We start from the raw sequence: 26,769 nt of genomic DNA on the forward strand, positions 1-26,769 counted from the left end.
CTGTTACGGTCGGCAACATTCTGCGCTTAACGCGCGATTAACTTTGCCGGTCTGGAGATCAGGATGTTCAGGTTCCTCGTTGCGGCAGCGGCCATCGCGCTCTCGACCGGCTATGCGCTCGCAAACGGCCATGGCGGCGGCGATACCCCCCCTCCGCCCAAGCCCGAGGCGACGACCGCGCCGGCGAAGGTGGTCATCACCAAGCAGGGCCCCAAGCTCGTCGATCTCAAGGGCATGACGCTCTATTATTACGAGCACGACACCACCGGAAAGACCTCGAACTGCAACGGCAAGTGCACCGAGAGCTGGATGCCGTTGCCCGCAACGGCCGACGCCAAGGCCATCGGCGACTTCACCGTGATCAGCCGCAACGACGGCAGCAGGATGTGGGCGTACCGCTACCGCCCGCTCTACACCTCGGCCGCCGACAAGACGCCCGGCGACGTCAACGGCAATGCGACGACGCTGCAATGGCGCGTTGCCCGGCCCGGAGAGTAGGCAAAGCCGCCATCAGCGTGCTGGCGTGTGCGCGATGATCATCTCGTCGGGATCGGAGGCGCCGCGCGTACTCACCCGCGCCAGCGCGCGCCGGTCTCGGCCTGCGCGTTCTGTCCGGGCGGCAGCACCACCACCATCGAATTGAGCTTCACCCGGTCGTAGAGATCGATCACGTCCTCGTTGCGCATTCGGATGCAGCCGGACGAGATGGCCTGCCCGATATACTCCGGCTGGTTGGTGCCGTGGATGCGGTAGAGCGTGTCCTTGTTGCCGGAATAGAGATAGATGCCCCGCGCACCCAGCGGATTGGCGGGACCGCCGGGAACGCGCGCCGGATACGGTCCGAGCCGCGCCTGGATATCGGCTGTCGGAACCCAGTCCGGCCATTCCGCCAGGCGGCCGACCCGCGCGACACCGGAGAACGCCATGGCTTCCTCGCCGACCGCAACGCCGTAGCGGATCGCCTTGCCCTCAGGCAGCACGTAATAGAGGTAGCGCGCGTCGGTATCGACGAGGATGGTGCCCGGCTGCTCCTTGCGCTGGTAGTCGACGACGTGACGGAGATATTGCTCGGGCACGTTCGCTTGCGCGTAAGGCGTATGGGCAAGCAGCTGCCGGTCGCGCGGCGTCATGCTCGCGTCGGTCGACGGCGAAAGCGTTGCCTGCATGCAGCCGCCCAGCGGCAGCAAGGCAACGACGAACAAAGCGATTAGAGATCTTGGCACCGCCGGCCCCCGATAGCGGATAGCAGCGCCCCCAGCATCCCCAGATGCTGCCCAAATCGTGCTGAAAACAAGGCAACGTGGAACACGTGCGCGTGTTCGACGCGGACGGTTCCATCACCACAAACGGCGGAAGACCGTCGCATCATCTCCATCCCCTCGCCTTGCTTTGGTCAAACCCGGCTGGACTCGTGCGACATCGTGCGAGGCTCATCCGGTTGGCATGGGCTCACTTCAATAGATCGGCTCGCGCCAATGCGGACGACCAGTATTTCAAGCGCCCCGGCTTCAAACGCCCGGCCTTCAAAGGAGCTGCGATGCTCGCGACGCTGAACCCCAAGCAAATCGTCGATGAGATCGTGAAGGACACGGTCAAGGACAACGATCCGCACGACGCGATTCAGATTTCGCCCGATATTGTGCTGGCCTCGCGCCCCATCAGTGTCGCGCCCGCCCTGGCGCCTGACATCACGACGCGTCCGGAGCCGAAATTCGCGCCGGAGCCCAAAGCCTTGCTCGATCGCAAAATCTCTCTGGAGCCCAAGTTCAGTCCTGTCTCGGAGCCGCAGGCGGCGCCACCGCCCTCTGTCGACACGGCCGTCCGCCTCGCAGCGAGCGATGGTCCCGGCCCGCGGAAGCGATCCGCCGCGGGCAAGTGGCTGCGCGGCGCTTTCGTCACGTTTCTGTTTGCAGGCGGCAGTGCGGCCGCCACCATCGCCTGGGAGAAACACGGCGACACCGCCAAACAGATGTTCGCCGAATGGACGCCGGCATTGAAGTCGCTGCTGCCGTCGACATCACAGACCGCGCCGGTCGCTGCCGCGCAGGCCGCACCGCCCGTGGCGCAGGCCGCCCCGCCCGCACCGCAAGCGGCAACCGATCAAACGGCCGATCAATCTGCGCCACCGCCCGCAGTCCAGGTCGCGGCCGCTGCGCCCGTAGCGACGCAGCCCGATACCGCACAGTCGGTGCAATCGATGACGCGCGACCTCGCCGCGATGGCGCAGCAGATCGAAGCGCTCAAGGCCAACATCGCCGAGTTGAAGGCCGGACAGGAGCAGATGGCGCGCGAGATGGCAAAACCGCCCGCGCCGAAGCCTGTCGCTGAGATCAAGCCTGTTGATCCGCGCGCACGCGCTGCTGCGATCCAACCGCGAGCTCCGTCACCGCCGCCGGTTCGCAAACCGAAACCGGTCGTGTCGCACACCTACATGCCGGCCTATTCGCCCGCGCCGCTCGCAGCTCCGCCGCCTTCGCAGGCTGCGGCCGTGCCGCCGCCGCCAGCCGCACCTGTTACAACGACCCAAGCCGTCGCCGATGACGATGGGCCGGTCGTGCGCCCGCCGATGCCGTTACGCTAGACTGAGACCGCGTAGCAGTACGGCGCGCTGCGATAATGTCGCGTAGGCTGTCCGAGTCGATGTGATGCGTTGAGTCCGGACAATTACGGTAAGCGATTTTTCTCGCTCAAGAGAAAAGGCCGTCGGGATCTATGCCGGCGGCCTTCTCTTGCAGCTGCCGGTTCCCGGAGCCCGGTTCTGCTGCAATTCCATGCCTTAAGATCACGCCAACATGTTTAATTAAATGTTAATACGTTCACATGTTGCACATCATTTCTGCGCCATAAGCACAGAGATTGCGCGGTCCGTTCATCGGTAGATATCGACTCAGTGGTACCATCCGCCATGTGTTGAGACTTCCACTGAAGCTCATCTCGTCACACCGGGGAATTCGGATGCCGTACTACTCTTTCGATCTTGTGGTTGGTGGAGAGTTCAGGAACCAGGGCGGAATCATCCTCGAAGACATCGAGGTTGCCTCCGATCGCGCCGACCAGCTCGCCACCGAGCTGTCGCAGGTGAAGCCCGAGCTGCAGCAGAAGGGTTGCGCGGTGCGCGTCACCGATCGCGACGACAACGAGCTTTACCGCACGCCGCTCGATCCCGTGCCGGCCTGGCAACGCTAACTACGCTTCCAGCACCGGCGGCTCGAACCAGTTCGTCAGCGACAGTCCGCCGTCGACGACGAAGGCCGCGCCAGTGACGTAAGCGGAGAGCTTGTTCGACAATACGGTGAGCGCCATCGGCGCAAGGTCATTGGCCTCGCCGAGACGCCCGAGCGGAATGTGCCGCGCCAGCGCGGGATCCGCGACGAACCCGCCGGCTGCGATCGCGCCGGGCACCAGCGCATTGACGCGGATGTCGTGGCGGCCGAACGACTTGGCCAGCTCCTTCACCAGCATCGCCATCCCCGCCTTCGCCGTCGAATAGTGTGGCAGGTTGCGCGGCGTGCCCGCATGCAGCGAGGTGAGGAACAGGAACGAGCCCGGCCGCTTCGCCGCGATCAGCCGCTTTGCGAGCTCGCGCGCCAGGTGAAAGCCGGCATCGAGATTGACGGCATGCATCTGCTGCCAGATCCCGCGTTCGACCGCGAGCGCATGATCGGCCTCCCGCCGCGGCGGCGAAGCGCTGTGGACGAAATGCGTGATCCCGCCCAACGCTGCGTCCGCGGCGGCAAGCAGCGCGTCGCACGCATCCAATTCGGCGAGATCGCCGACCCAGGGCACCGCCAGTTCGGGCCTCTTGCTCGCGCCGATCGCCGCACTCACCCGCTCCGCGCTGATGTCGGCGAACACGGTCCGGACGCCCTCGCCGACCAGGGCCTGCGCGATGGCGCGACCGATGCCGTTGCCGGCGCCGGTGACGAGCGCCGTGTCGCGGGCGGGATCGAACGGCGTGCTGAACAGGCTCATATCGCTCTCCAAGGCCGGAATGGGGGGCACGATAGCGCACCGCAGCGTGGCGCGACAAATTGGCCCCGGCACCATTGCGGAGCAGCCCGCCGGACGCTAGCCTCCCAAAAAAATGGAGGAGCTACCAAGTGATGCGCTACGGTTTCCTGATGGTTGGCCTGTTGCTGATCGCCGCTCCGGCCCGGGCCGAAGACCATCCACGCTCGACCTATGTGACCCTGGTCCTGCAGGCTTTCGCCGCCAAGGTCGAATGCCCGGGCACGGATGTCGTCTACCAGGATCTCGTGCAGAAGGCGGAACAGATGAAGCTGCCCGAGGGAACCACCGAGAAGGTGCGCAAGGCGATTGCCTGGATGCACACCGGCGGCAAGATGGGCGAGAAGCAGGACGACGATTTGATGGCCGAGGTCGCGGTGGCGACCCAGGCGACCGATCTCAACCAGCGCCGCCTCGGCATGCCCAACTGGTGCGAGGCCCAGAAGACCAACCTCGCCGGCCTGATCCGCGCCAAGGGCGGCTAGCAAGCCGGCTGTCGCGGCGTTAAGGACACCGCGACGGAACTGCGTTTCGGCCAATAATCGTCACATTCCTCGCCAGCATCGGGCTCCTTCGCACAGGAGAAGCCCCATGCGGATGACGCATCTCATTGTCGCCGGCGTGCTCGCGGCGAGCGCAGCGCTGGCCGCCCCGGCACAGGCAAAGAACTCCGACGCCCAAAAGGGCGAGGACAAATCGACCACCTCATCGTCCTCGTGCAGCGCCTATCAGCAGGCGCCGGACGGATCGTGGGAACAGCTCCCCTGCAAGGAGGCGGGTGAGCGCGGCCAGCCGCAGACGCAGCATCGCTCCCCGGCACGGGGGCCGGATCGCGAGGAACGCTGAAGCGTTTCCGGTCCGGCGATCAGCTCTGGTGCGGTCCGCGGATGATCTTCATGGCGTCGGCGATGTGACGCCACTCCTTGGCCTCGTCGGCCTCGCCGCGGCCGTCGCAGGCCTGGGCCTGCTCGGCGGCCTTCGCGATCGCAGCAAAGCCGTGCCGCTCGAGCATCTGCCGCGCGACGGTGTGGACCTGGACCTCGGACATCATGGGCGCTCTCCCGTCATGAGGATACCGCGGCGCCCGGCTCGGCGCTCCGCGTCCCACACAACGATTTCGCCGTGATCACCGTTCCGGCCGGGCCGATCACATCGGCACGCGCTGGAACTGGACCGCCGATAAAGACAAAGGCGGCCCGCTATGCCCAGCGGACCGCCTTCTCACCCACCCCAAAACTGGGAGTCGCCGGCCGCGTCCCTACGCGACCGCCGCTTTCTTGCGCTCGAAGTCGTTGGGCACCTCGATATCGACCTCCAGGGTCGATACGTCGTCGCCGCGCTCGAGCCGGACGATGACCTTGGTCGGGTCCAGCGTGACGTGCTTGGACACGACGGCGAGAATTTCCTCGCGCAGCACGCCGAGCAGATCGGGCTGGCCACGCATTCCGCGTTCATGGGCAAGCAGGATCTGCAGCCGTTCGCGAGCGACGGGTGCAGAGGCCTTGTTGCCGCGGAGAAGCCGAAGCAGACCCATGCTCATGCAGCCCTCCGTCGCAGCAGACGATCCATAAAACCCTTGCGCTCGGTCGGAACCTGCATCGGCACGGTGTCGCCGCACAGTCGGCGCGCCGCGTCGATATAGGCCCGCGCCGGTGCGCCATCCACGTTCGACAGCGTGACCGGCGTGCCGACATTGGAGGCGCGCAGCACGTCCTGGCTCTCGGGGATGATGCCGAGCAAGGGTGTTGCGAGGATCTCGAGGATGTCCTCGATGGTCAGCATCTCGCCGCGCGCGGCGCGCGAGGGGTCGTAGCGGGTGATGAGGATGTGCTTCTCGACGCGCTCGCCCTTCTCGGCCCGCACGGTCTTGGAATCGAGCATGCCGATGATGCGGTCGGAATCGCGCACCGAGGAGACTTCCGGGTTGGTCACGATCACGGCCTCGTCGGCAAAGCGCATCGCCATGGAGGCACCGCGCTCGATACCGGCCGGGCTGTCGCAGATGACCCAGTCGAAGCGGGCGCGCAGATCGTCGATGACCTTGCCGACGCCCTCTTCCGTCAGCGCGTCCTTGTCGCGGGTCTGCGAGGCCGGCAGCAGCCAGAGGTTCTCCAGCCGCTTGTCCTTGATCAGTGCCTGCGGCAGTTTGGCAACGCCCTGCACCACGTTGATGAGGTCGAATACGACGCGGCGTTCGGCGCCCATCACGAGGTCGAGGTTACGCAGGCCGACGTCGAAGTCGACGACGACGACCTTGTCGCCGCGTTGCGCCAGCGCAGCCCCAAGGGCGGCGGTCGTCGTGGTCTTGCCGACGCCCCCCTTGCCTGATGTCACGACCAGTACCTTTGCCATTTCTGAAATCTCCTTCTGGTCAGTTCAGCGCGGTAATTCGCATGGTGTTGCCCTGCAGCCAGGCCTGGGCCGGCCGGCCGCGAAGAGCGGCGTCGATATCGTCGGCGGTCTGATAAAACCCATCGATTGCAAGCAGTTCGGCTTCGATCTTCTGGCAATAGATGCGCGCGCTCGTGTGACCGTTCACGCCGGCCATGGCGCGGCCGCGCAGCGCGCCGTAGACGTGGATGGAACCGCCGGCAACGACTTCGGCACCGGAGCCGACCGAGCCGAGGATGGTGACGTCGCCTTCGGGAAAGATCACGGTCTGACCCGAGCGCACGGGGGCCTCCAGCAGCAGTGACGTCGGCTTGGCCTGGGCCTTCGTCTCAGCCTTCTTCGGCGCGTTCGGCTCGACCACGCAGCTGCGCCCGCCCGAGAGCAGCGGCGGCATCATCGGGGTCAGCCTCGCCTCCTCCACGCCCTCGATGCCGAGCACCCGGATGTTGCGGTCCTGAAGGCTGGTGAGCAGATGGCCGATACCGGACTGGCTGAGATCGACCGAGGATAGGTCGATCACCACGGGCCGGCCGGCAAAGAACCCCGGCGAGCGCGCGATGGTGGCGTCGATCTCGTGCAGCCAATCCTGCACCGGAACCGTCGGCGTGAACACGAAGGCCACATAGGAGCGCCCGCGCAGGCGCACCATTTGGCGTTGAGGTTTGACTGCAGCCTCCATATCGGCCGACTCGTTCCCAGTTATTGAATGGTTAACGATGCGGCGGATATGGTTAACAGCCGGTTAATTCTCCGTGGGGTTACGTGGGAGCAGCCGGTATTGAGCTCTCGTGTCCCGGACGCGCTGCAACGCGCAAGCGTTGCTGCGCCGAGCCGGGACCCAAGCCACACGGGTTGCTCCGGCGAAATGGGCCCCGGCTCTGCAGCGCACCGCCGAAGAGGCGCTGCGCCGCGTCCGGGGCACGAGACGAGGAATGCGGCGCACAGCGTTTGCAATGACGGGGGTGCCTACCCCTACTTCTTCACCTTGCTCGCATCCATCTTGATGCTCGGATCCAGCATCTTCGTCGTGAACGCCGTCGTCACGTCGAACGGCTTCTCCATGCCGAGATAGGTCTGGACCAGTTCATAGTCCTTCTTCATCCGCTCGCCATCGATCCAACCGAGCGATTTCGTCGTCGTGAACTCGTCCGTCATCAGGAACTTGATGCGCTCCCACTGGCGCTCCTGGTTCGCCTGGTCGAGACCGGAGACCTGGTCGAGCAGCGCCTTCAGGCAGGGCGCGACGTCGGCAACGCAGGCCGCAAAGGCCTTCTGCGTGACGCGCACGAACTCTTCGACGACCTTGGGATTCTTCTGCAGATAGGCGCCGTTGACGATCAGCGAATTGCCGTAAGGGTTGAGCCCGATGTCCTTCCAATTGACGTAGCCGAGATCCGCCCCGAACTCGATCACCTTCAGATCGTGCTCGTTGTAGAAGTCGCTGATGATGTCGACGGTGTGGCTCTTCAGCGCCGCGATCTTCGCGGTTGGCCCGACATTGACGAAGCCGACGGAATCCGGCGCGATGCCCGCAGCTTTGGCGAAGGCCGGCCACATCACGCGCGAGGCATCACCGGGCGGATTGCCGACCTTGTGGCCGGCAAAATCCTTCACGCCGTTCACGCCGTAGCTCTTCAGCCAGTAGAAGGTCTGCCCGGTATTGGCATAGACGCTCATCACCGCGACGGTATCGGCGCCCTTGCTCTTGGCCACCAGCATGGTGGCGAGATCGGCGACGCCGAAGGGCGAGCCGCCGGAGCCGACCTTGGCGGCGGAGACGCCCGAGCCCTTGCCGGTCTCGATCGTGAGGTCGATGCCCGCCTTCTCGTACCAGCCTTGCGCCTTGGCATAATAATACGGCGCGTGATCGGCCGTCGGCGTCCAGTTGAGGATCAGGTTCACCGCCTCGCCCGCGCTCGCCGGCACCGCCGGCAAACCGAGCATCAGGGCCACAACAGCCGCCTGCAAACGCTTCATCGCATCTCTCCTCATTGCCGCGACCCGGCTTGTCGCTCTCCCCTTGTGAGGATACCAATGCAACAAGCCCGCTCCCCACTTGTCAACTGTTTGGTTGGAAATGCCCGCAAAACGATCTGGCGACACCGTGCCGCAGCGCCGCGACCCCGTCGCCACCCGCAACAAGCTGCTGACCGCGGCGCGGCTGGAATTCGCCCGGCACGGCTTTGCGGGCGCCCGCGTCGACGAGATCGCGATGCGCGCCGGCGTCAACAAGCAGCTCGTCTACCATTATTTCGGCGACAAGGACGCGCTGTACCTCGCCGTGCTCGAATGGGTCTATGAGGATATCCGCGAGCAGGAGCGGAAGCTCAATCTCGAGGGCCTGCCGCCGGAGAAGGCGATCCGCAAGCTGATCGAGGCTTCGTTCGACCACCTGGCGGCACACCCTGATTTCATCGTGCTTTTGAACGACGAGAACCGCGGCGGCGCCCGCCATGTCCGCGGCTCGACGCGGCTGGAGGCGATGCACTCCCCGCTGGTGAAGAGCGTCTCCCACATTCTCAACGAGGGGGTGCGCGCGGGTGTGTTCCGCAAGGGCGTCGATCCGGTCCAGCTCTATATCTCCATTGCGGGCCTCAGCTATTTCTTCTTCTCCAACACGCCGACGCTGTCGGCGATCTTCGGCAAGGACCTGTCGAGCCGCACGGCGCGGCGCGCCCGCCGCCGCCATGTTGCAGATCTGGTGCTGCAGTCGCTCCGGCCATGATCAACCAACTGGTTGAAACTTCCCCGGAAGGCGGCTAGGCTCGCGACCTGCGGCATCGCCGCCGCACCAGCAGGGAGCAATCGGTGACAGGAGACAGCGCACGCGCCTCGCGCAGCTTTGCGATCATCCTGATCGTGCACCTCGCCGTGCTCGTGCTCTGGCAGGTCGCCGTCGACGCGTTTCACGTGCCGAAATTCATCCTGCCCTCGCCGCTCGCGACGATCCAGACGCTGGGGACCGCGAACTACGCCTGGGGCGCCAACACGCTGGTGACGGCGATCGAGATCCTCGGCGGCTTCGCGCTCGGCGCCTTCGTCGGCGTCGCGCTGGCCGTGATCTTCAGTTGGGCGCCGCTGCTCAGCCTGGTGCTGCTGCCGCTGTTCGTGACGCTGAACATGATCCCGAAGGTCGCGCTCGGCCCGCTCTTCATCGTCTGGTTCTCCTACGGCATCATCCCGAACATCCTGATCGCCTTCAGCATCTGCTTCTTTCCGATCTTGCTCACCACCGCACGTGGCCTGCGCGAGGTCGAGCCGGACCTGCTCGATCTCGTCAAATCCCTGCGCGGCTCGCGCTGGACGCTGTTCCGCAAGATCCAGCTGCCGGGATCGCTGCCTTACGTGTTCTCCGGCATGAAGGTCGGCGCCATCCTCGCGGTCGCCGGCGCCATCGTCGGCGAGTTCATCGCCTCCGAGCGCGGGCTCGGCTACCTCATGATCCAGGTGCAGTCATCGCTCGACACGCCCGCGATGGTGATGGCCGTCGTGCTGCTGACGCTGCTCGGGGTCGCTCTCTACGGCCTCGTTCTGATCCTCGAACGCATGTTCGTGGTCGGCGACGCAAGACAGACCTGACAACGGCAGAACCAAGGACCAAATCCATGCTGCTCACCCGCCAGACGCTGCCGAAGACCATCCCCGATATCGCAGCGCTCGACGAGCTGCTGTGCCGGCCGACGCGGGCCCTGATCGACGACCTCGCCGAGGTCGAGGGCGACATCATGATCCTCGGCGTCGGCGGCAAGATGGGCCCGACGCTCGCCGGTCTCGCCAAGGCCGCCGCGCCCGATCGCCGGATCATCGGCGTGGCCCGCTTCAGCGACGCCGGCGTGAAGGACTGGCTGCACGCGCGCGGCGTTGAAACGATCAATTGCGACCTGATGGACGAGAATGCCATCCGGGCGCTGCCGAAGGCGCCCAACATCATCTTCATGGCCGGCCGCAAGTTCGGCGCCGAGGGCGATCTGTCGCTGACCTGGGCGATGAACGCGCACGTGCCGGCGCTGGTGGCGCAGGCCTTCCCGTCCTCGCGCATCGTGGCGTTCTCGACCGGCTGCATCTATCCCTTCGTGCCCGTCGACGGCAAAGGCTCGACCGAGGACATGGCGCCGAATCCGCCCGGCGAGTACGCCCAGTCCTGCGTCGGCCGCGAGCGCATGTTCGAGTATTTCTCGCACAAATTCGCAACGCCGGGCCGGCTGTTCCGCCTCAACTACGCGATCGACATGCGCTATGGCGTGCTGCACGACATCGCGACGAAGGTGCTTAGCGGTTCGCCGATCGACGTCAGCCTCGGCCATGTCAATTTCATCTGGCAGGGCGACGCCTCCGCGCAGGCGCTGCGCTGCCTCGCGCACTGCACCGCGCCGACCTCGCCGATCAATGTCAGCGGCCACGAGATCCTGGCCGTGCGCGATCTCGCTGCTAAATTCGGGGCAAGGTTCGGCCGCGCGCCGGTGCTGACAGGCGCGGAAGAGCCGACGGCGTGGCTGACCGACACGTCAAAGGCGGTCGAGCTGTTCGGCCTTCCCGTCGTCGACACCGAGCAGCTGATCGCCTGGACCGCCGATTGGGTCTCGCGCGCCATGCCGAGCCTCGGCAAGCCCACCAAATATGAGGTGCGCGATGGCCGTTACTGACGCCCCGCCCATCGTCCAGCTCGGCGTCGACGACGCGATCGCGGGGCTGGCGTTGTCGACGGAAGCGCACTGGGACCAGACCGACGAGGACTGGCGCATCTTCCTGCGCGACGGCGTCGTGTTCGGCATTCGCGACAGCATGCGGCTGGTCGCAACCGCAGCACTGCTGCCCTATTCCGGCAACAACGCCTGGATCAGCATGGTGCTGGTATCAGGCACGCATCGCCGCCGTGGCTTTGCCACCCGCCTCGTCGATGCCTGCCTGGAGACGGCGCGTCAGAACCGCCTGACCTGCTGGCTCGACGCCACGCCAGACGGCGCCGCCGTCTACGAACCACTGGGGTTCACGCCGACCCTGCAATTGCGTCGCCTGAAGCTGTTGAAGCCTGCGCGGACCGAAGCGCCGCCATCGTCATCTGCGACCATCAAAGCGCTTTGTGTGCGGGACCTGCGGGCCACCGGTTTCGACCGGACCGCCCTCCTCTCCGCCTTCGCCCAGCGTTCCGGCTCGCGCATCGTCGGCGCGAACGGCGCCATCGCGCTGGTGCGCGACGGCCGGACCGCCCGCCATATCGGCCCGTTGTTGGCCAACAATGCCGCGGCGGCGCTGACTTTGGTTGATGCGATCGTGCGCTCCGAGACCAACCCGCTCCTGCTCGACGCCGTCGCCTCGCAAGACGCGTTCCTGGAAGGATTGACCGCAGGGGGCTGGACCATCGAACGGCCGTTCCAGCGCATGCGGTTCGGCCCCGCCACCGTCACGGGCGAGGAAACGCCATTCGCCGTCGCCGGCCCTGAATTCGGATAGGACATCATGCATCACAGCCAGATCAACAGCGACATCCGCAACCTGATCACCGAGGGCACCGTGCTGCCGGCGCATCCGCTCGCGCTCACCGCGGAGCGCCAACTCGACAAGACGCATCAGCGTGCGCTCACGCGCTATTACATCGACGCCGGCTCCGGCGGCCTTGCCGTCGGCGTGCACACGACGCAGTTCGCGATCCGCGACGTCGGCCTCTACCGTCCGGTGCTCGAGCTCGCCGCCGAGACGGCTGCAAGCTGGACCAAGCGTCCGCTGGCGATGGTCGCGGGCCTTGCCGGCCCGACCGCGCAGGCGGTTGCCGAGGCGCGCACCGCGCGCGACATCGGCTATCACGCCGGCCTGCTCAGCCTAGCCGCGATGAAGAGCGCCTCCGAGGATGAGATCATCGCGCACTGCACGGCAATTGCCGCCGAGATCCCGCTGGTCGGCTTTTATCTTCAGCCGGCCGTCGGCGGTGTCATCCTCTCCGCCCGGTTCTGGCAGCGCTTCGCCTCGATCGACAATGTCATCGCGATCAAGATCGCGCCGTTCAACCGCTATCGGACGCTCGACGTGCTGCGCGGTGTCGCAGCGGCAGGCGCGCTCGACCGCGTCGCGCTTTACACCGGCAATGACGATCACATCCTGCTCGATCTCACCCTGCCCTTCGACCTCCGCGACAATGGGGTCACGACGCGCACCTATTTCAGGGGCGGCCTGCTCGGCCATTGGTCGGTCTGGACCGCGAGCGCCATCAAGCAGTTCGAACGCTGCAAGGCGGCGCGGCACAAGGACAGCGTGCCGGCCGACCTGCTGGCGCTCGATGCCCGCGTCACCGACTGCAACAGCGCCTTCTTCGACGTCGCCAACAATTTCCACGGCTGTATCGCCGGCTGCCATGAAGTGCTGCGGCGCCAGGGCCTGATGCAAGGCCTGTGGTGCCTCGATCCGAACGAGGGCCTCAGCCCCGGCCAGAACGAGGAGATTGACCGCGTCACTCGCGAGCATGCCGACCTCAGCGACGATGCCTTCGTCGCAGCCAACTTGAACAAATGGCTGGCATGAGCTCCGAGCCCTTCATCAGCCTGCAAGGCGTGCGAAAAGTCTATCGCAGCGGCGGCGCCGAATTCCTGGCGGTGTCGGACGTCACCATGGACGTGCAGGAAGGCGAGCTGGTCTCGCTGGTCGGTCCGTCCGGCTGCGGCAAGACCACGGTGATGAAGATCCTGGCTGGCCTGCATGGCGCCGACGGCGGCACGGTGAAGATCGGGAACGCCAGGAGCCCGTTCGATCCGAGCCGCGACATCGGCATGGTGTTCCAGCAGGCCTTGCTGCTGAAATGGCGGACCATCCTGGACAACGTGCTGCTGCCGGCCGAGATCGTCGGCCTGCCGATGAAGGCGGCGCGCGAGCGGGCGCGCGACCTGCTCAACCTGGTCGGGCTCGCCGGCTTTGAGCAGAAATATCCGCAGCAGCTGTCCGGCGGCATGCAGCAGCGCACCGCGATCGCGCGCGCCTTCATTCACGACCCAAAGCTGATCCTGATGGACGAGCCGTTCGGCGCGCTGGACGCGCTGACGCGCGAGCAGATGAATCTGGAGATGCTGCGGATCTGGCGGGAGAGCGGCAAGACCATCGTCTTCGTCACGCATTCGATCCAGGAAGCGGTGTTCCTGTCCTCGCATTGCGCCGTGCTGACGGCGGGCCCGGCGAAGATGGCCGACTATTTCCCGATCGATCTGCCCTTCCCGCGCGACCTGCCGCTCAAGACGACCGACGCGTTCGGCGCCTATGCAAGGCGGATCTATGCGAAGCTGGGTCTGGGCGCGGCGTAAGCACCGCGCCCCTCGCGATCAGCTCTTGTTGCGCATCTTGCTGAGCAGATAGTTGTCGTAGAAGTTCTCCGCGATCTGCGTATAGAACAGCAGCTCCTTCATATACGCGTCGTGGCTGTCCTTGGTCCGCTTGAACAGGTCGCTCTTGGCGGCGAGCTCGTTCAGATGGTCCTGGGTCGCGTTGTAGCAGGCCTCCAGCACCGGTTGCGGGAACGCCTTCAGCTCCGCGCCGTTGGCGATCAGCCGCTTCAGCGCCGCCGGATTCACGCTGTCGTATTTCTCAAGCATCCAGGCGCCGGCCGCCGAGGCGGCCTGGTTGACGATGGCCTGATACTGCTTGGGCAGCGATGCCCATTTCTCATCATTGACGATCATGTGCAGCATCGCGCCGCCCTCCCACCAGCCGGGGAAGTAGTAGTACTTGGCGACCTTCTGGAAGCCGAGCTTCTCGTCGTCATAGGGGCCGACGAATTCGGCGGCGTCGATCGAGCCCTTCTCCAGTGCCGAATAGACGTCGCCGCCCGCGAGCTGCTGCGGCACGATGCCGAGCCGTGCCAGCACATGGCCGCCCATGCCGGCGATGCGGAATTTGAGGCCCTTGAGATCGTCGACGGTCTTGATCTCCTTGCGGAACCAGCCGCCCATCTGGGTGCCCGAATTGCCGCAGAGGATGGCGTGCGCCTTGAACGGTTTCAGCGCCTCGTTGGTGAGGTCGGCGCCGCCACCGAAGTGCCACCACGATTCCTGATGGCGATGGTTCATGCCGAACGGCGCGCCGGTGGCATAAGCCAGCGCCGGCTCCTTGCCGATGTAGAAATAGAGCGGCGTCTGCGCCATCTCGACGGACGCGACGCTGACGGCATCGAGCGCCTGCAGACCCGGGACGAGCTCGCCGGCGGCAAAAGTCTGGATCTGGAATTTGTTGTCGGTGGCCTCGGCGACGTATTTCGCGAAGGTCTGCGCCGTGCCGTAGATGGTGTCGAGCGACTTCGGGAAGCTCGACGTCAGGCGCCATTTGATCTCGGGCGCGCTTTGCGCGATCGCAGGTGCGGCAACCAGCGTCGTCGCGCCGGCAACCGCGCCGCCCTTGAGGAATATACGGCGTTTCATGATGGGTCTCTCCCTGAACTAAATTTCAAACATATGGGCTTGCGGCGACGATCTTCGCGGACCGTTTGCCCGTTCCCAAAGCAGAGTTCAAGATGCGCGAGGACAAGATGCGCGAGGACATGGGTCCCGGATGACGCTGCGCTCCCTCCGGGCTACGAGACTGTGAGCTGAAAGGCCTCAGAGCAGCTTGGCGCTGACGAACAGCGCGCGCACGGCGTTGGTTGCCTGCACCGCCAGCATCGCGTTACCGGCTGCGCCTTCCAGAGCCTCGACGGCGTCCTCGTGCAGGGAGCGGAATTCCATCCATTCGACCGACTTGAAGTTGGTGAGGAATTGATAGGCCTGACCGACGGTCGCGATCGCCAACGTGTCACCGTTCAGCTTGATCTTGAACGTCGTACGCAGCGGGGTCTCGGAACTTGATGGATCACTCATGGGCTGCTTCTGGACGATGACGGCTTAACGAAGGGGAAACGGCAGCCCCGCCGCAGCAGGCGAATATCAGGAGTCGGTGCTGGCGCGCTGCGAGGCAGTCGCAGATCCGCTCAGGCTCGGCACCACGACCAGGCGGTTGAACTCGCCATTGTCGTAAGCCTTGAGGAAGCGATCATAGTCCTTGATCGAGACGCAGCCGTTGGAATCGCCGCGCGGCCCGAGCATGTAATTGTGGGTGAGAAGGCCGACGCGGCCGAGCGCGCTGGTGCCCTCGGTCGGCGTCAGGCGCAGCGCGCGGACACCGTGGAACAGCTTTTCGCGCGGCTTCAGGTCGTAGGTTGCGGGCGGGGTCGCGCCGACCATGCGCTGGTCGACATGCTCGGGGTCGTCCATCAGTGCGCCCATGCCGGAATGGGCTTCCAGCGCGACGCCGCTCGGCAGGTAAAGCGCCTTGGCCTTGATGTCATAGACCGCCGTCCGCGAATCGTAGCCGAGGGCGGCCAGATCCGGCGCCTTGCCGAACAGGCCGTCGCCGGGCGTCAGCGAGGCCAGCCTGATCTTGTCGGTGAATTTTTCGAAGAAATTGCGGTTGTCGACCCTGGGGTTGGTCTCGGCATAGGCCTGGCTGGAGGCGATCTGGGCGGAGATGTCCGCCTGGGTCGGGCGCGAGCGCGGCATCGGGATGGCGTCGGCACGCTGCGAGGGCCTCGTCTCTTCAACCACGTGCCGGTCGTCATCAGTCAGGGTCGAGCGCCAATCGTCGCCCTGGAGCTTCTGGGCGAGCATCGCCTTGGCGTCGCGAAGCTTGAGCTGGACCGCACTCAGGGCGGAACGCTCCAGCGTCCGCAGGCCGAGGTCGCGGGCCGGCGGATTGCCCGACGCCGACGCGAAGCGGTCCTCGAAAGAAGGGGCATTGGCCGGCGGCAACGCCGCGGAGACCAGCGGGGTCGAATTGCCAAGATTCGAATTCCCGATGTCCGTGACCCAGGCGGCGGCGCCAAGCGCCAGCGCGACGGCGGCCAGAGACAGCAAAACGCGCTCGGCTCGCCCGACACGGCGGCGCGACAACAGCCTCTCGGCATGTGCTGCGTCGGAAACCATCAGATCCCCAAATCGACCCCCGGGGGGCCCAACCCCCGCCCGGAGACTCTATACCAGCTACCACATTGGGAGCCAAAAGTTAGGCATAATCGCGGCCAGCAAGTCCTTCTAAGGTATCCAATGACCGATCCTTTCGATCTAGAGCGCTTCGTAACGGCCCAGAACCCGGTTTTTCGCGCCGTTCAGGCGGAGCTGGCCCGGGGCCGGAAGCAGACTCACTGGATGTGGTTCGTCTTCCCCCAGATCGCCGGCCTCGGCTTCAGTGCCATGTCGCAGCGCTACGCCATCGGCTCGCGGGCGGAGGCGAAGGCCTATCTCGCGCATCCCGTCCTCGGTCGGCGCCTGGTCGAATGCACCCGCCTCGTGCTCGCCGTCGAGGGGCGAACCATCAACGCCATCCTCGGTGCACCTGACGATGCCAAATTCCGCTCGTCGATGACGCTGTTCGGCGCGGTGTCTGATGAGCCCGTGTTCGGCGAGGCGCTCGCCCGCTATTTCGCCGGCGAGCGGGATGACGCGACGCTGGAGATCCTGTCGAAGCTGGATCGGCAAGCTCAGCGTTGATCAACGTCCCTGGAAGACGGCGGCACGACGCTCGATGAAGGACTGAATGCCTTCCTTGGCGTCCGCGCTGCCGAGCCCTGCCGCCGCGCGCGAAGCCCTATGCGGTGGGTGAGGTCGGCGACGCCGTCGCCTCGTTGCATCCCGGCATCGAGCTAGCGGAGTGCCGCTTCGTTCACGATGCGGCATTTCCAGCAATGCCGGCGATCGTGGCGGACGGCTCTGGATCGGGAACGATCGTGCTCGGCGAGCCCATCACCGACTGGCGCAACCGCGACATCGCCAATCAGGACGTCATCCTCAATTGCAATGGCGCCGAGAGGCGCCGAGGCTCCGCTGCAGAGGCGATTGACCATCCGCTGGTGCCGCTGACCTGGCTTGCCAACGAGCTGTCGCGGACAGGCATCGGTCTCAAGACCGGCCAGACGATCAGCACGGGCACGCTGACTGGCATGCTGCGGCCGAAGGCTGGCGAAACCTATATTGCCGATTTTGGTCCGCTGGGATCGGTAAGCGCGACCTACAGTTGAGAGGGCGCCATCGGCCTGAGCGTAAACCCGAGATTAACACGGGCATCCTAACTTCCGGAGAATATCTTTCTCCCCCCGCGCCAATTGCCGGACAGATCATGAAAATCGGTACGCTCCTGACCACCGCCATCGTCTCGCTCTCGACCGTGGGCGGCGGCCTCGCCGTCTACGTCGCCGTGACGAAGTACCAGACCATGGACAGGATCGGTGAGGCCCAGGGCCGGCTCGCGATCGTCCGCGCCGCCAGCGACATTCCGCGCTATCTCAATCCCGAACGGGGCTTTTCGACCAACATCCTCTACGGGCCTGCGACGGTGGATCCGGCGCAGATGGCCGAGCAGGACAAGCTGCGCAAGCAGACCGATGGCGCGCGCGACAGGATGAACGCCCTGCGCAAGGAACTGCCCGGCTCGTTCGACGACGGCACCACCATCGGGAGCGAGATCGACGCCATCAATGCGAAATTCACCGCGCTCCGCGAAGCCATCGACAAGGCGATCGCAGGACCCGCGGAGGCGCGCAAGGACGCGGCCCGCAAGGTCGTCGCCGACAACGCCGTTCTCAACGCGGGCGTCACCGCACTGCTTAACGAGCAGGTTCGCCGCATGGCGATTCTGAACGGCGATGCCTACCGGCAGGCGAACTACGCGAACATCGCCATGACGCTCCGCGACATCGGCGGCCTCAATGCCAGCGTGCACAAGAACCTCGTCGGCGGCAAGAAGGTCGCGACTGACGCAGAGAAGGCCGACGTCGCCCGCATGCAGGGACGCAACGACCAGATCGTGATGTCGCTGATGGAGTTGCGCGGCCATCCCGCAACTCCCGGCAATGTCAGCACTGCGCTGGAGACGATGAACTCGCGCTATGTCGAGGAGTTCGGCCGCGAGCTCAAGCTGGTCAAGGACGGTGCCGTCAGCGGCAAGTATGAGCACGATGTCGATACCTATTACGCGGCGTCACAAAAGGGCCTCGGCTCCATTATCGGAGTTCGCGACGCGCTCTACGACAATGCCGAGCAGATCCTCGCGGGCGCTTCCTCCGCAGCGCGCACCAGCTTCACCATCGCGCTTGCAGGCCTTGCCGCCGTGCTCGTCGCGAGTGCCGGCCTGATCGTGATGGTTCGCCGCCGCGTTTGCGCGCCGATCGTCAGCCTGACGAGCCGGATGTCTCGGCTTGCCGAGGGCGAGGTTGCGGAAAGCATCCCCGGCGCCGCGCGCTCCGACGAGATCGGGGCGATGGCTGCAGCCGTTCAGGTCTTCAAGGACAACATGATCCGGGCCGACCGGCTCGCGGCCGAGAAGCAGGCCGAGAACGACGGCAAGATGCGCCGTGCGCAGGCGCTCGACGAGCTCACCCGCGCGTTCGAGGCCAAGGTCACCGAGCTCGTCGGCGGCCTGTCCCGGGCCTCCTCGACCATGGAAAGCACCGCACAGTCGATGACCTCGACGGCGGCCCAGACCAACAGCCAGGCCGCGGTCGTCGCCACAGCCTCGGAGCAGACCTCGACCAACGTGCAGACCGTCGCCAGCGCCACCGAAGAGCTGACCTCCTCGATCTCCGAGATCGGCCGTCAGGTCGCACAATCCACCGAGATCGCGGCCCGCGCCGTCGAGAACGCCCGCCGCACCGGCGACACCGCACGCACCCTCGCCGAGGGCGCGCAGAAGATCGGCGACGTCGTCACGCTGATCCAGAGCATTGCCGAGCAGACCAATCTTCTCGCGCTGAACGCGACCATCGAGGCCGCCCGCGCCGGCGATGCCGGCCGCGGCTTTGCCGTGGTCGCCTCGGAAGTGAAATCGCTGGCGGGCCAGACTGCCAAGGCCACCACCGAAATCTCCGAGCAGATCACGGCGATCCAGAGCGCCAGCGACGAGACCGTGGCCGCGATCCGCAACGTCGCCGACGTCATCGGCGAGATCGACCAGATCGGCACCGCGATCGCCGCGGCGATCGAGGAACAGGGCTCGGCGACCAAGGAGATCGCCCGCAACGTCCAGGAGGCCGCCCGCGGCACCCAGGAGGTCAACACCAATATCGCAGGCGTGCAGCGCGCCGCCGACGACACGGGCGCGGCCGCAAGGGAAGTGCTCGGCGCCGCCGAACAGCTTTCAACGCAGTCGCGCGATCTCGCCGGCCAGTTCGACCGCTTCCTCGGTGAGGTCAGGGCGGCGTAATCAAGCTCAATACGGCGGCGCTTTCCGCGCCCGCTGCGCTTTCGCTGCCTCGATCCACCACGAGAGATCATCCGCAAAGCGCGGGAACGAGCGCTCCAGGGCCTTGCCGCCCTCGCCGATCGGCTCGGCGTCCGCCGACAATGTCTGCGCGATCGGGCCGACGCCGATGGTGCTCGACACCACCACCATGCCCATCTCGGAGAGCGTGCCGTGCCACGCCGTCGCGGCGCGCGCGCCGGACAGGCGGCCGGCCGAATAGCTCACGATCGCGGCCGGACGCCAGAACCACTCTTCGAGGAAGTGGTCGGTGAGATTCTTCAGGCCGGGCTGGATGCCCCAATTGTATTCGCCGGTGACGAAGACGAACCCGTCGGCGCCGCGGATCTGTCCGGCCAGAATCTCCAGCGCTTCAGGCGCCGATCCCGTCGGATACTCCTTGTACATGCGGTCGAGCATCGGCAGGCCGATCGCCTTGGCGTCGATGAAGGTGACATCGTCGCCGCGCGCGCGCAGCCGATTGATGACGAAATTCGCAAGGCGGATGCCCATGCGGTCGGAACGGTAGGAACCGTAGAGGACGAGAATGCGATTGCTCATGATGGCCGCATGTTACCACGAAACCGGGACATAGAACGGTTTCCTTCGTCGCGGCGCCTGGTATGTGGCGCGTCGGAGCGTCACGCGGGTTCAGTGCGTGGCGCGATGGCTGGCGCGGTGCGGGATGGACCGGCAGGCCAGCCCATCGGCCAGCAGCTTCATGTCCTCATGCCGGCCGCTGCGAATCAGCCGGCCGAACTCTTCGGGCGTGAAAGGAAGACTTGGATCAGCATCGATGGGGCGCCGCAGCCGCGGGCCGAAGAACCATCGAACCAGGCTAGCCAGCCGCCGCATGTCAATTCCCTCGCGCCAGCAACAAACCTCTCACGAGGCATATTGTTCCTGCTAGCGCGACGAGATTGCAAGAGCCAACTGAATGGTCGTCACCGAATTTTGCGCCGGGGCAGATTCTGCGTCCTAGCCGATCCGTTTCAACGTCTCGATGTCGTTCATCGCGCTCGTCAATGCCCCGTTGCGGTCGCGCACGAAGCTTTCGAGGTCCGACAGCACCGTATTGATCATCTGAAGATTCTTGAACATGTCCTCGATCTGGGTCACGATGCTGTTGTAGCCTTCCTGGGTCTGGATTAACTGGCCCCGGGTGTCGTTGATATTGGCTCCAAGCGACTCGAGCGAGGTTTCCATGCCTCCGATCGAGGCGTGGGTGCGCGTGAGGCTGCTCCTGGTGTCCTGCGCGAGCTTCTTCACTTCGGTCGCCACCACCGAGAAGCCTCGTCCCGCCTCGCCGGCACGGGCCGACTCGATCGTCGCGTTGAGCGCGAGCAGGTTGGTCTGGCCCGCGATCGTGTCGATGATCTTGAGGATGTCGCGCAGCCCGTTCATGGCCTGAGTGAGGCCGGCGAACTCCTGCGACAATGCCGTGGTGTCGGTCGCCTTCGCCGCCGATTGCGCGCTCGCCATGATGACCGAGCGGATCTCCTCCACGATCGCGTTGATCGACGCCGTCTGCTGCAGGGCGCCCTCGACCTTGCCGCTCAGCGTGGCGCTGGCGCTCAGATATTCCGTCAGGCGATGGACGATACCGTCCTTGATCCGGTTCAGCAGGACCATGCGGTTGAGATTGGTGCGCGTGAAATACTCGACGAAATGCGCGTAGTGGACCGGGAACAGCTCGATGAAGGGATCGTTCAGCGGCTTCTCCCTAACATCGAAGAACACGATCGCAGTCAGGGTCTGGTTGATGTTGATTCCGAACAGCTCGCCGAAGGTCGAAAATCCCGCGACCGGCATCGGCCACATTCCGCTCATGTTGCGGAGCTGGCCCTCGTTGTTGAGGCGGCGCAGGATGCAGTCGTTCAGGATCGCGCCGATCGCCGGCGGCTTGCCGCGCAGGAAGGATTCGAGGTCGCGCCGCGTCTGGTCGACGAAATCGGTGGCTTCCAGCAATTCGAGCCTGTCGCCCGAATTGACGTCGCAGAAGAAGGAGACGACGCCGCTGTCGGCATCGATGCCGGCGACCGAGCGCACGAACAGGTCGCCGCCGACCTCGATGCCGAAGGAGTGCTTCGTCATCATCGACATCAGGTTCGCCGGCGTCGTGTTCATGGCCTTCGCCACCGCAGAAGCGAAGGGCTTGATCTCGCTCCCCTCCAGGACGCCCGACGCGGTGCGCCGATCCGGATCGGCCCCCATGACGACGAAGGATTTTCCGGTCTTCTTGAAGTTCTGGGTCTTGAAGATGCTGTAGGCCCGGCCCGGCGCCAGCTTCATGAAGACGATGAGGGCATGGTTTTCGACGATCTGCCTGCCGTCGTAGAGATAGGTGTTCTTGAAGTCGAGCTTGCCGCCGGCGGAGCCTCCGACGAAGGCGCACGGAAACTTGCCGCTCCGGTACACGGCCTCCATGAAATAGTTCTCCGACGCGGAGACGCCGTCCACGAGCGCGAAGGCGATGGTGTCGCGTACGTCTATCACGAAGGGCGTCCGGATCGTTCCGAGCTCCCGGGCGATCGCCTCGATGCGCGCATCATGCGCCTTGGACGGCTCGCCCTTGCGGATGTCCTCGTTGTGGAGGCGAACGCTATGAATGCTGATCGATTGAAACAGATCCGCTGGGAAGACCTGCACGACGACCGACGACCAGCTCGCGCCCGTCGCCTTGTAAAGGGAGTTGCCCGCCGAGCACAATTCGCCGGCGGTCGACATCGCGATCACCGGCGTCGAGCCCGCCAGCCTCTGCAGCGACGACACCACGCGCGCGAAGTCGCAATGCGGTGAGATGAACGCGAGAGCGAGCGGCGCGCGCGTGCCCGCGACGACGAAGTCGCCCTCGGAAATGTTCTGCAGGCGGTCGTCGCTCTCCAGCACCCGAATCGCGCAAGGCTCGCGGGACGCCGGCGTCTCATCATGAATGTCCGGAACGATCGATGGCGATGCTTGCTTATGACTTGCCTGGGAAAAGAACGAGAGCATGGCAATATCCTTGTTCGACGCGAGCAGCGTCTCAAAGGAGTGAACTACGGATTCGAAATTGCCATCCGGTTATGAAACGCGCCGCGCGACTGCGTTTGTGCAGCAGATTGGCACCGTAGGACTACGGCATCGCACGCGCGTGCGGGCTCATGATACCGATCGCATCGGCGCGTTTGATCTGGATCAAATCCTCGCGCGGCCTCAATCGGCGAAGCCGACGAAGCGCACGAAGTCGTCATTCGCCTCGCGATCCGAGCGCACCGCGTTCGCGGCAAAGTCGTCGTCGGGATAACCCATCGCGACGCAGGTCATGATCACCTCGTCCTCCGGAATATCAGCGACCTCGCGCACGATGTCGGAGCGCATGATGCCCTGCCCGTTGATGACAGAGCCGAGACCGCGGTCCCACGCTGCGAGCACGATGCCGTAGCAGAGCGCACCGAGATCGAAATGGCAGACCGCGCCGGGATCCAGCACGCGGTCGTAGGTCAGGACCAGCGAGACCGGCGCATCGAATTGGCGGAAGCCGCGCAGCACCCAGTCCTGCCGCATCGGCCTGTCGTCGCGCGCGATTCCCATCGCGCCGAACAGCTTCTTGGCGATATCGACCTGCCGCGTCCGGTGCACGCCCTGGTACTCGCCGTGGCTGATGATGTCGCGCTTGACCGTGGCCCCGCCGATCATCTCGTCCATGTTGCGGCGGCGGACCTCCTCGAGCGGGCTGCCGGTGAGCACATGGACATGCCAGGGTTGGGTGTTCATCGACGACGGCGCACGCTTGGCGCTCTCGATGATCGCCTCGATCACCGTGCGCGGCACCGGCTCGTTCCTGAAGCCGCGCACGCTGCGGCGCGACTGGACCAGCGTTTCGAATTCCACCTCGTGAACCTCCCCTGCCCGTTCGTCCGGCCTTGACCACCGGTTGCCGATGCGGCGCGCAAAATCTATGCTGACCCGCAAGCAAGACCAAGAACCCTGTGAGGAACAATGCCCGCACCGCTCGATCCCGTCATCGCCCAGATCATTCCGCTGCTGCCGCTGCGCGATCCCGCCGCGATGACGCCACAGAGCGCGCGCGATTCCTTGCGCGCACTGGCTGCCTCCCGCGCCGCCATTCCGCCGCCGCCGGTCGAGACCGTGCAGGATATCAAAGTGAAGGGCGGCGCCGGCCCGCTTCCTGCCCGCCTCTATCGGGTCGGCACCGCGCCCGCGCCGACCGTGGTGTTCTTCCACGGCGGCGGCTGGGTTGCGGGCGACATCGAGACCCACGACCGGCAGGCGCGCAACCTCGCGATCGAGACCGGCGCCGTCGTCATCTCGGTCGATTATCGCCGTCCGCCCGAGACGCGTTTTCCCGGCGCCTTCGAGGACGCCTTCGCGGCCGTAACTGACATCTTCAACCGCGTCGCGGAATTTGGCGGCGATGCCCGGCGTTTTGGCGTTGCCGGCGATAGCGCCGGCGGCAATCTCGCCGCCGCCACCGCGATTGCCTGCCGCGATGCCGGCATCAAGCTTGCCGGGCAATTGCTGGTCTATCCCGTGACCGACGTCCTTGGCGCCTACGCCGATGCGGGCGAGAACGCGCGCTATCCCTCACGCGCCGAGAATGCCGATGGCTACTTCCTGACGCGTGCCACCATGGAATGGTTTTGCAGCCATTATCTCGCCGATGCCAACCACGCCCTTGACTGGCGCGTCTCGCCGCTGCGGGCCGCTTCTCTGGCCGGCCTCGCGCCTGCGATCGTGACCACCGCCTGGTTCGATCCCTTGCGCGACGAAGGCGCTGCCTATGCGCGGGCGCTGGAGGCTGCCGGCGTGCGCGTCAAGCACCATGAGGGCCCCGGCCTGATCCATGGCTATTTTGGTCTCGGCGATGCCTCCGAGGTCGCGCGCGCCGAAGCGCAGCGCGCCCGCGCGGACTTCAAGGCCCTGCTCGCGCGGGGCGCGTGAGGAGGTGCTAAAGCATGATCCGGAAAAGTGCGCAGCGGTTTTCCGAAGAGATCATGCTTAAACAACAACCTAAAGCGCGATGACGATTCATCCTGATCGCATCGCGCTTTAGGCGCGCGGCATCCGCTGCGCCGCGGTGTGCCCCCAGGTTTCGTCCCAGTCCTGACCGGCGGCGTCGACCACGCGGCCGTCGGCTTCGAAGAACTTGTTCGGCACCTGGAAGATCGCCAGGATCAGGGCGCCGTCCGGACACCAGGCGGCATGCCGGCTGCCCGCCTCGCGCCAGATGAATTCACCGGCCTTGCAGGCGATGCCCTTGGCCGGCCCTTCCTTGTCGACGAGCGCGCCTTCGATCACCCAGCTCTGCTCGATGCCGACATGCTCGTGATCGGGCAGCACCGATCCCGGCGCAAATCGCATCAAGGCGGTCATCAGGCCGGTGCGGCGATCGAACAGCAGCGTCTTGGCCTCGCAGCCGGGAAAGCGCGTCGTCTGCCAATCCATGTCGTGAGGCCGAACCAGATGCGAATGCTGATCGGCGGCTTCCTGGCGTTTCGGGATCACGGCGTCCATCACGATGCTCCGTCCGGCTAAGCTGGCCAAGCCTAGCAGCATTGGCCGGCGCGGTCAGCGAGCAGCGCAACAGAAAGCGAGCCTGGCCAACGTCCCGCTCGAAAAAATCGCCAGCCGGGCCGGACGGCAGGCCTTCAACCAGCTTGATTGCGCCACGATTCCCGGCTCCAATCTCTCCGCCATTTCTGGTTTACGGAGACACCCATGATGAAGCGGATTTTCCTGGCTGCGATCGTTGCCACCTTTGCAGCAGGTTCAGCCTTCGCGGACGACACCTGTGAGAGCAAGGCGGTCGGCAAGGACGGCAAGGCGCTCGCCGGCGCAGCCAAGACCTCGTTCCTGAAGAAGTGCAAGGCCGACGCCTGCACGCCCAAGGCCGTCAGCGCCGACGGCAAGCCGCTCGCCGGCGCCGCCAAGAACAGCTTTATGAAGAAGTGCGAAGTCGGCGCGTAAGGCGCGCTGCGGATTTGGGCCCTCTCGTGCCCCGGACGCAGCGCAGCGCTCTTCAGCGATGCGCTGCAGAGCCGGGGCCCACGCCTCCACGCATCGTCGGAAAGATGGATCCCGGCTCAGCAGCGCGTCACTGCGTGCCGCACTGCGTCCGGGACACGAACCTCGGTACTTAGTTCGCCGCCCTTAGTCCCGCTTGAACTTATAGTCAAACGCCCCGTCCAGCGGCTTGATCAACCCCACCGTCGGCGCCGGAAAGTGGATCGGCAGGATCAGCGTGTCCGTGTCTGCCACAGACGCAAAGAATTTTCGCCGCGAGAGCGCCGACTGCTTCGGGTCCCAATCCGGCTTGGCCGACCAGTCAGGCTCGCGGCACTGGATCTGGTGATGCATGAGGTCGCCCGCGACCACCGCGCGCTGGCCCTTCGAAAGAATGTTCACGCAGCAATGGCAGGGCGAATGCCCCAGCGTCGGCGTCAAGGTGACGGTGTCGTCGAGCGCGTAGTCGTCGTCGACCAATAGCGCCTGCCCGGCCGCGACGATCGGCAGGCAATTGTCGCGAAACACCGTGCCGGGCGGATTGCTGCCCTTGGCGTGCTCGGCCTCCCAGGCCGCATACTCACCCTTGTGAAAGACGTATTTCGCATTCGGGAACGTCGGCACCCAGCGGCCGTCGCGCAAGGTCGTGTTCCAGCCGGTATGGTCGATATGCAGATGCGTGCAGAACACGTAGTCGATCTGCTCGAAACCGATGCCGAGCGCGAACAGCTCGTTGGGCCAGCGCTCCTTGCCGGGAAAATCGAACGGCGGCGGATGACCCTTGTCCTCCCCGGTGCAGGTGTCCACGAGGATCGTATAACGCGGCGTGCGCACCACAAAAGTCTGGTAGGTGATCACCATCATGCCGCGTGCGGCGTCAAAGACCTCCGGCTCCATCGTCGGCAGATGACGGGCGAACACGCCCTCGTCATAGCCCGGGAAGAAATCCTGCGGCCGCCGCCACGGCCCTTCCCGCTCGATCACGGCGTCGATGGTGATGTCTCCGATCCGGAGTTGCTGCATCGCCGTTTCACTCCCTTTTTTGCAGGAGCGTAATGAGAGCGGCCATCGCTCGCAAGCAAGCGAGCTTCTTGCCAGTCTCGCGATTTGGTTGTAGCCCGGATGGAG

General features: G+C 65.3%; 32 protein-coding genes. 16 read left to right on the top strand and 16 right to left on the bottom strand.

Annotated features, from left to right (window positions below; translation table 11 throughout):
• Positions 1 to 63 precede the first annotated feature (63 nt).
• Complete coding sequence (locus AABA86_RS11570) at positions 64 to 498, top strand: COG4315 family predicted lipoprotein (RefSeq protein WP_338306808.1); 435 nt, start codon at positions 64 to 66, stop codon at positions 496 to 498.
• A 71-nt stretch (positions 499 to 569) separates the two neighbouring features.
• On the opposite strand, the gene AABA86_RS11575 is transcribed toward AABA86_RS11570, so the two are convergent.
• Complete coding sequence (locus tag AABA86_RS11575; RefSeq protein WP_162832231.1) at positions 570 to 1,166, bottom strand: L,D-transpeptidase; 597 nt, start codon at positions 1,164 to 1,166, stop codon at positions 570 to 572.
• A 371-nt stretch (positions 1,167 to 1,537) separates the two neighbouring features.
• Here AABA86_RS11575 and AABA86_RS11580 point away from each other — a divergent pair, with 371 nt between their 5' ends.
• Both AABA86_RS11580 and AABA86_RS11585 read left to right on the top strand, forming a co-directional pair.
• Positions 1,538 to 2,581: a hypothetical protein gene (locus AABA86_RS11580; protein WP_338306810.1), complete on the top strand. Its 1,044-nt coding sequence runs from the start codon at positions 1,538 to 1,540 to the stop codon at positions 2,579 to 2,581.
• Between the two features lie 374 nt (positions 2,582 to 2,955).
• A complete protein-coding gene (locus AABA86_RS11585) occupies positions 2,956 to 3,186 on the top strand; it encodes a DUF6894 family protein (RefSeq protein ID WP_212244529.1) in 231 nt (76 codons plus the stop codon).
• Here the strand turns inward: AABA86_RS11585 and AABA86_RS11590 are convergent, their stop codons facing one another.
• Positions 3,187 to 3,972, bottom strand: coding sequence for an SDR family NAD(P)-dependent oxidoreductase (locus tag AABA86_RS11590; protein WP_338306812.1), 786 nt, complete (start codon positions 3,970 to 3,972; stop codon positions 3,187 to 3,189). It abuts the gene before it with no gap.
• 131 nt (positions 3,973 to 4,103) lie between these two features.
• Here AABA86_RS11590 and AABA86_RS11595 point away from each other — a divergent pair, with 131 nt between their 5' ends.
• Together AABA86_RS11595 and AABA86_RS11600 are read left to right on the top strand one after the other, a co-directional pair.
• The gene (locus AABA86_RS11595) at positions 4,104 to 4,493 is read left to right on the top strand and encodes a hypothetical protein (protein ID WP_212245247.1); all 390 of its coding nucleotides are present in this window, start codon (positions 4,104 to 4,106) and stop codon (positions 4,491 to 4,493) included.
• Between the two features lie 106 nt (positions 4,494 to 4,599).
• Positions 4,600 to 4,854, top strand: coding sequence for a hypothetical protein (locus AABA86_RS11600; protein WP_212244533.1), 255 nt, complete (start codon positions 4,600 to 4,602; stop codon positions 4,852 to 4,854).
• Between the two features lie 19 nt (positions 4,855 to 4,873).
• Here the strand turns inward: AABA86_RS11600 and AABA86_RS11605 are convergent, their stop codons facing one another.
• The 5 genes from AABA86_RS11605 to AABA86_RS11625 form a co-directional block, all read right to left on the bottom strand.
• Positions 4,874 to 5,059: a hypothetical protein gene (locus tag AABA86_RS11605; protein ID WP_028144905.1), complete on the bottom strand. Its 186-nt coding sequence runs from the start codon at positions 5,057 to 5,059 to the stop codon at positions 4,874 to 4,876.
• Positions 5,060 to 5,266: 207 nt separating this feature from the next.
• Positions 5,267 to 5,548 carry a cell division topological specificity factor MinE gene (gene minE, locus AABA86_RS11610; RefSeq protein WP_212085871.1) on the bottom strand — a complete coding sequence of 94 codons (282 nt, stop codon included), beginning with the start codon at positions 5,546 to 5,548 and terminating at the stop codon, positions 5,267 to 5,269.
• A complete protein-coding gene (gene minD, locus AABA86_RS11615; RefSeq protein ID WP_212244535.1) occupies positions 5,545 to 6,360 on the bottom strand; it encodes a septum site-determining protein MinD in 816 nt (271 codons plus the stop codon). Before minD ends, minE begins: the two co-directional genes overlap by 4 nt.
• Positions 6,361 to 6,379: 19 nt before the next feature.
• The gene (minC, locus tag AABA86_RS11620; RefSeq protein ID WP_212244537.1) at positions 6,380 to 7,078 is read right to left on the bottom strand and encodes a septum site-determining protein MinC; all 699 of its coding nucleotides are present in this window, start codon (positions 7,076 to 7,078) and stop codon (positions 6,380 to 6,382) included.
• Positions 7,079 to 7,371: 293 nt separating this feature from the next.
• Positions 7,372 to 8,376: an ABC transporter substrate-binding protein gene (locus AABA86_RS11625; protein ID WP_338306814.1), complete on the bottom strand. Its 1,005-nt coding sequence runs from the start codon at positions 8,374 to 8,376 to the stop codon at positions 7,372 to 7,374.
• A 100-nt stretch (positions 8,377 to 8,476) separates the two neighbouring features.
• Between AABA86_RS11625 and AABA86_RS11630 the strand changes: the two genes are divergently transcribed.
• The 6 genes from AABA86_RS11630 to AABA86_RS11655 all read left to right on the top strand — a co-directional run bounded on the left by AABA86_RS11630 (position 8,477) and on the right by AABA86_RS11655 (position 13,682).
• Complete coding sequence (locus tag AABA86_RS11630) at positions 8,477 to 9,124, top strand: TetR/AcrR family transcriptional regulator (RefSeq protein ID WP_212244541.1); 648 nt, start codon at positions 8,477 to 8,479, stop codon at positions 9,122 to 9,124.
• 83 nt (positions 9,125 to 9,207) lie between these two features.
• Entirely contained in the window at positions 9,208 to 9,978 is a 771-nt protein-coding gene (locus AABA86_RS11635; RefSeq protein WP_212244543.1) for an ABC transporter permease, read from the top strand.
• A 26-nt stretch (positions 9,979 to 10,004) separates the two neighbouring features.
• Positions 10,005 to 11,042: an NAD-dependent epimerase/dehydratase family protein gene (locus AABA86_RS11640; RefSeq protein WP_338306815.1), complete on the top strand. Its 1,038-nt coding sequence runs from the start codon at positions 10,005 to 10,007 to the stop codon at positions 11,040 to 11,042.
• Positions 11,029 to 11,850, top strand: a complete 822-nt coding sequence (locus AABA86_RS11645; RefSeq protein WP_338306817.1) for a GNAT family N-acetyltransferase — start codon at positions 11,029 to 11,031, stop codon at positions 11,848 to 11,850. Before AABA86_RS11640 ends, AABA86_RS11645 begins: the two co-directional genes overlap by 14 nt.
• Before the next feature lie 6 nt (positions 11,851 to 11,856).
• Positions 11,857 to 12,912: a dihydrodipicolinate synthase family protein gene (locus AABA86_RS11650; protein WP_338306818.1), complete on the top strand. Its 1,056-nt coding sequence runs from the start codon at positions 11,857 to 11,859 to the stop codon at positions 12,910 to 12,912.
• The gene (locus AABA86_RS11655) at positions 12,900 to 13,682 is read left to right on the top strand and encodes an ABC transporter ATP-binding protein (RefSeq protein WP_338306820.1); all 783 of its coding nucleotides are present in this window, start codon (positions 12,900 to 12,902) and stop codon (positions 13,680 to 13,682) included. The genes AABA86_RS11650 and AABA86_RS11655 overlap by 13 nt, the downstream gene beginning before the upstream one ends.
• An 18-nt stretch (positions 13,683 to 13,700) precedes the next feature.
• Here AABA86_RS11655 and AABA86_RS11660 read toward each other — a convergent pair whose 3' ends face one another.
• The 3 genes from AABA86_RS11660 to AABA86_RS11670 form a co-directional block, all read right to left on the bottom strand.
• Positions 13,701 to 14,792, bottom strand: a complete 1,092-nt coding sequence (locus AABA86_RS11660) for a TRAP transporter substrate-binding protein (protein WP_212244553.1) — start codon at positions 14,790 to 14,792, stop codon at positions 13,701 to 13,703.
• Between the two features lie 177 nt (positions 14,793 to 14,969).
• Entirely contained in the window at positions 14,970 to 15,227 is a 258-nt protein-coding gene (locus AABA86_RS11665; protein WP_018322933.1) for a hypothetical protein, read from the bottom strand.
• Between the two features lie 66 nt (positions 15,228 to 15,293).
• On the bottom strand, positions 15,294 to 16,259 hold the full coding sequence (locus AABA86_RS11670; RefSeq protein ID WP_338307185.1) for a DUF2778 domain-containing protein: 966 nt from the start codon (positions 16,257 to 16,259) through the stop codon (positions 15,294 to 15,296).
• 189 nt (positions 16,260 to 16,448) lie between these two features.
• Between AABA86_RS11670 and AABA86_RS11675 the strand changes: the two genes are divergently transcribed.
• The 3 genes from AABA86_RS11675 to AABA86_RS11685 all read left to right on the top strand — a co-directional run bounded on the left by AABA86_RS11675 (position 16,449) and on the right by AABA86_RS11685 (position 19,599).
• On the top strand, positions 16,449 to 16,892 hold the full coding sequence (locus AABA86_RS11675) for a DUF1810 domain-containing protein (RefSeq protein WP_338306822.1): 444 nt from the start codon (positions 16,449 to 16,451) through the stop codon (positions 16,890 to 16,892).
• 104 nt (positions 16,893 to 16,996) lie between these two features.
• Positions 16,997 to 17,419 (top strand): 2-keto-4-pentenoate hydratase, encoded by a 423-nt coding sequence (locus AABA86_RS11680; protein ID WP_338306823.1) that lies wholly within the window; start codon positions 16,997 to 16,999, stop codon positions 17,417 to 17,419.
• 98 nt (positions 17,420 to 17,517) lie between these two features.
• Complete coding sequence (locus AABA86_RS11685) at positions 17,518 to 19,599, top strand: methyl-accepting chemotaxis protein (RefSeq protein WP_338306824.1); 2,082 nt, start codon at positions 17,518 to 17,520, stop codon at positions 19,597 to 19,599.
• Positions 19,600 to 19,605: 6 nt separating this feature from the next.
• Here AABA86_RS11685 and AABA86_RS11690 read toward each other — a convergent pair whose 3' ends face one another.
• The 4 genes from AABA86_RS11690 to AABA86_RS11705 form a co-directional block, all read right to left on the bottom strand.
• On the bottom strand, positions 19,606 to 20,196 hold the full coding sequence (locus AABA86_RS11690; protein ID WP_212244559.1) for an NADPH-dependent FMN reductase: 591 nt from the start codon (positions 20,194 to 20,196) through the stop codon (positions 19,606 to 19,608).
• Between the two features lie 90 nt (positions 20,197 to 20,286).
• Positions 20,287 to 20,490, bottom strand: a complete 204-nt coding sequence (locus AABA86_RS11695; protein WP_018322924.1) for a hypothetical protein — start codon at positions 20,488 to 20,490, stop codon at positions 20,287 to 20,289.
• A 123-nt stretch (positions 20,491 to 20,613) separates the two neighbouring features.
• Positions 20,614 to 22,629, bottom strand: a complete 2,016-nt coding sequence (locus AABA86_RS11700) for an FIST N-terminal domain-containing protein (RefSeq protein ID WP_338306826.1) — start codon at positions 22,627 to 22,629, stop codon at positions 20,614 to 20,616.
• 201 nt (positions 22,630 to 22,830) lie between these two features.
• Positions 22,831 to 23,508, bottom strand: a complete 678-nt coding sequence (locus tag AABA86_RS11705; protein ID WP_338306828.1) for a nitroreductase — start codon at positions 23,506 to 23,508, stop codon at positions 22,831 to 22,833.
• A 108-nt stretch (positions 23,509 to 23,616) separates the two neighbouring features.
• Between AABA86_RS11705 and AABA86_RS11710 the strand changes: the two genes are divergently transcribed.
• Complete coding sequence (locus AABA86_RS11710) at positions 23,617 to 24,579, top strand: alpha/beta hydrolase (protein ID WP_338306829.1); 963 nt, start codon at positions 23,617 to 23,619, stop codon at positions 24,577 to 24,579.
• Positions 24,580 to 24,687: 108 nt separating this feature from the next.
• Here AABA86_RS11710 and AABA86_RS11715 read toward each other — a convergent pair whose 3' ends face one another.
• Entirely contained in the window at positions 24,688 to 25,152 is a 465-nt protein-coding gene (locus AABA86_RS11715) for a cupin domain-containing protein (RefSeq protein WP_212244566.1), read from the bottom strand.
• Between the two features lie 204 nt (positions 25,153 to 25,356).
• On the opposite strand from AABA86_RS11715, the gene AABA86_RS11720 reads away from it, so the two are divergent.
• Positions 25,357 to 25,605 carry a hypothetical protein gene (locus AABA86_RS11720; protein WP_212244568.1) on the top strand — a complete coding sequence of 83 codons (249 nt, stop codon included), beginning with the start codon at positions 25,357 to 25,359 and terminating at the stop codon, positions 25,603 to 25,605.
• Between the two features lie 183 nt (positions 25,606 to 25,788).
• Here AABA86_RS11720 and AABA86_RS11725 read toward each other — a convergent pair whose 3' ends face one another.
• Positions 25,789 to 26,664, bottom strand: a complete 876-nt coding sequence (locus AABA86_RS11725; RefSeq protein ID WP_338306831.1) for an MBL fold metallo-hydrolase — start codon at positions 26,662 to 26,664, stop codon at positions 25,789 to 25,791.
• Positions 26,665 to 26,769 lie beyond the last annotated feature (105 nt).

This window comes from Bradyrhizobium sp. TM233 (assembly GCF_036247965.1).
In the GTDB taxonomy this organism is placed as follows: Bacteria; Pseudomonadota; Alphaproteobacteria; order Rhizobiales; family Xanthobacteraceae; genus Bradyrhizobium; species Bradyrhizobium ottawaense.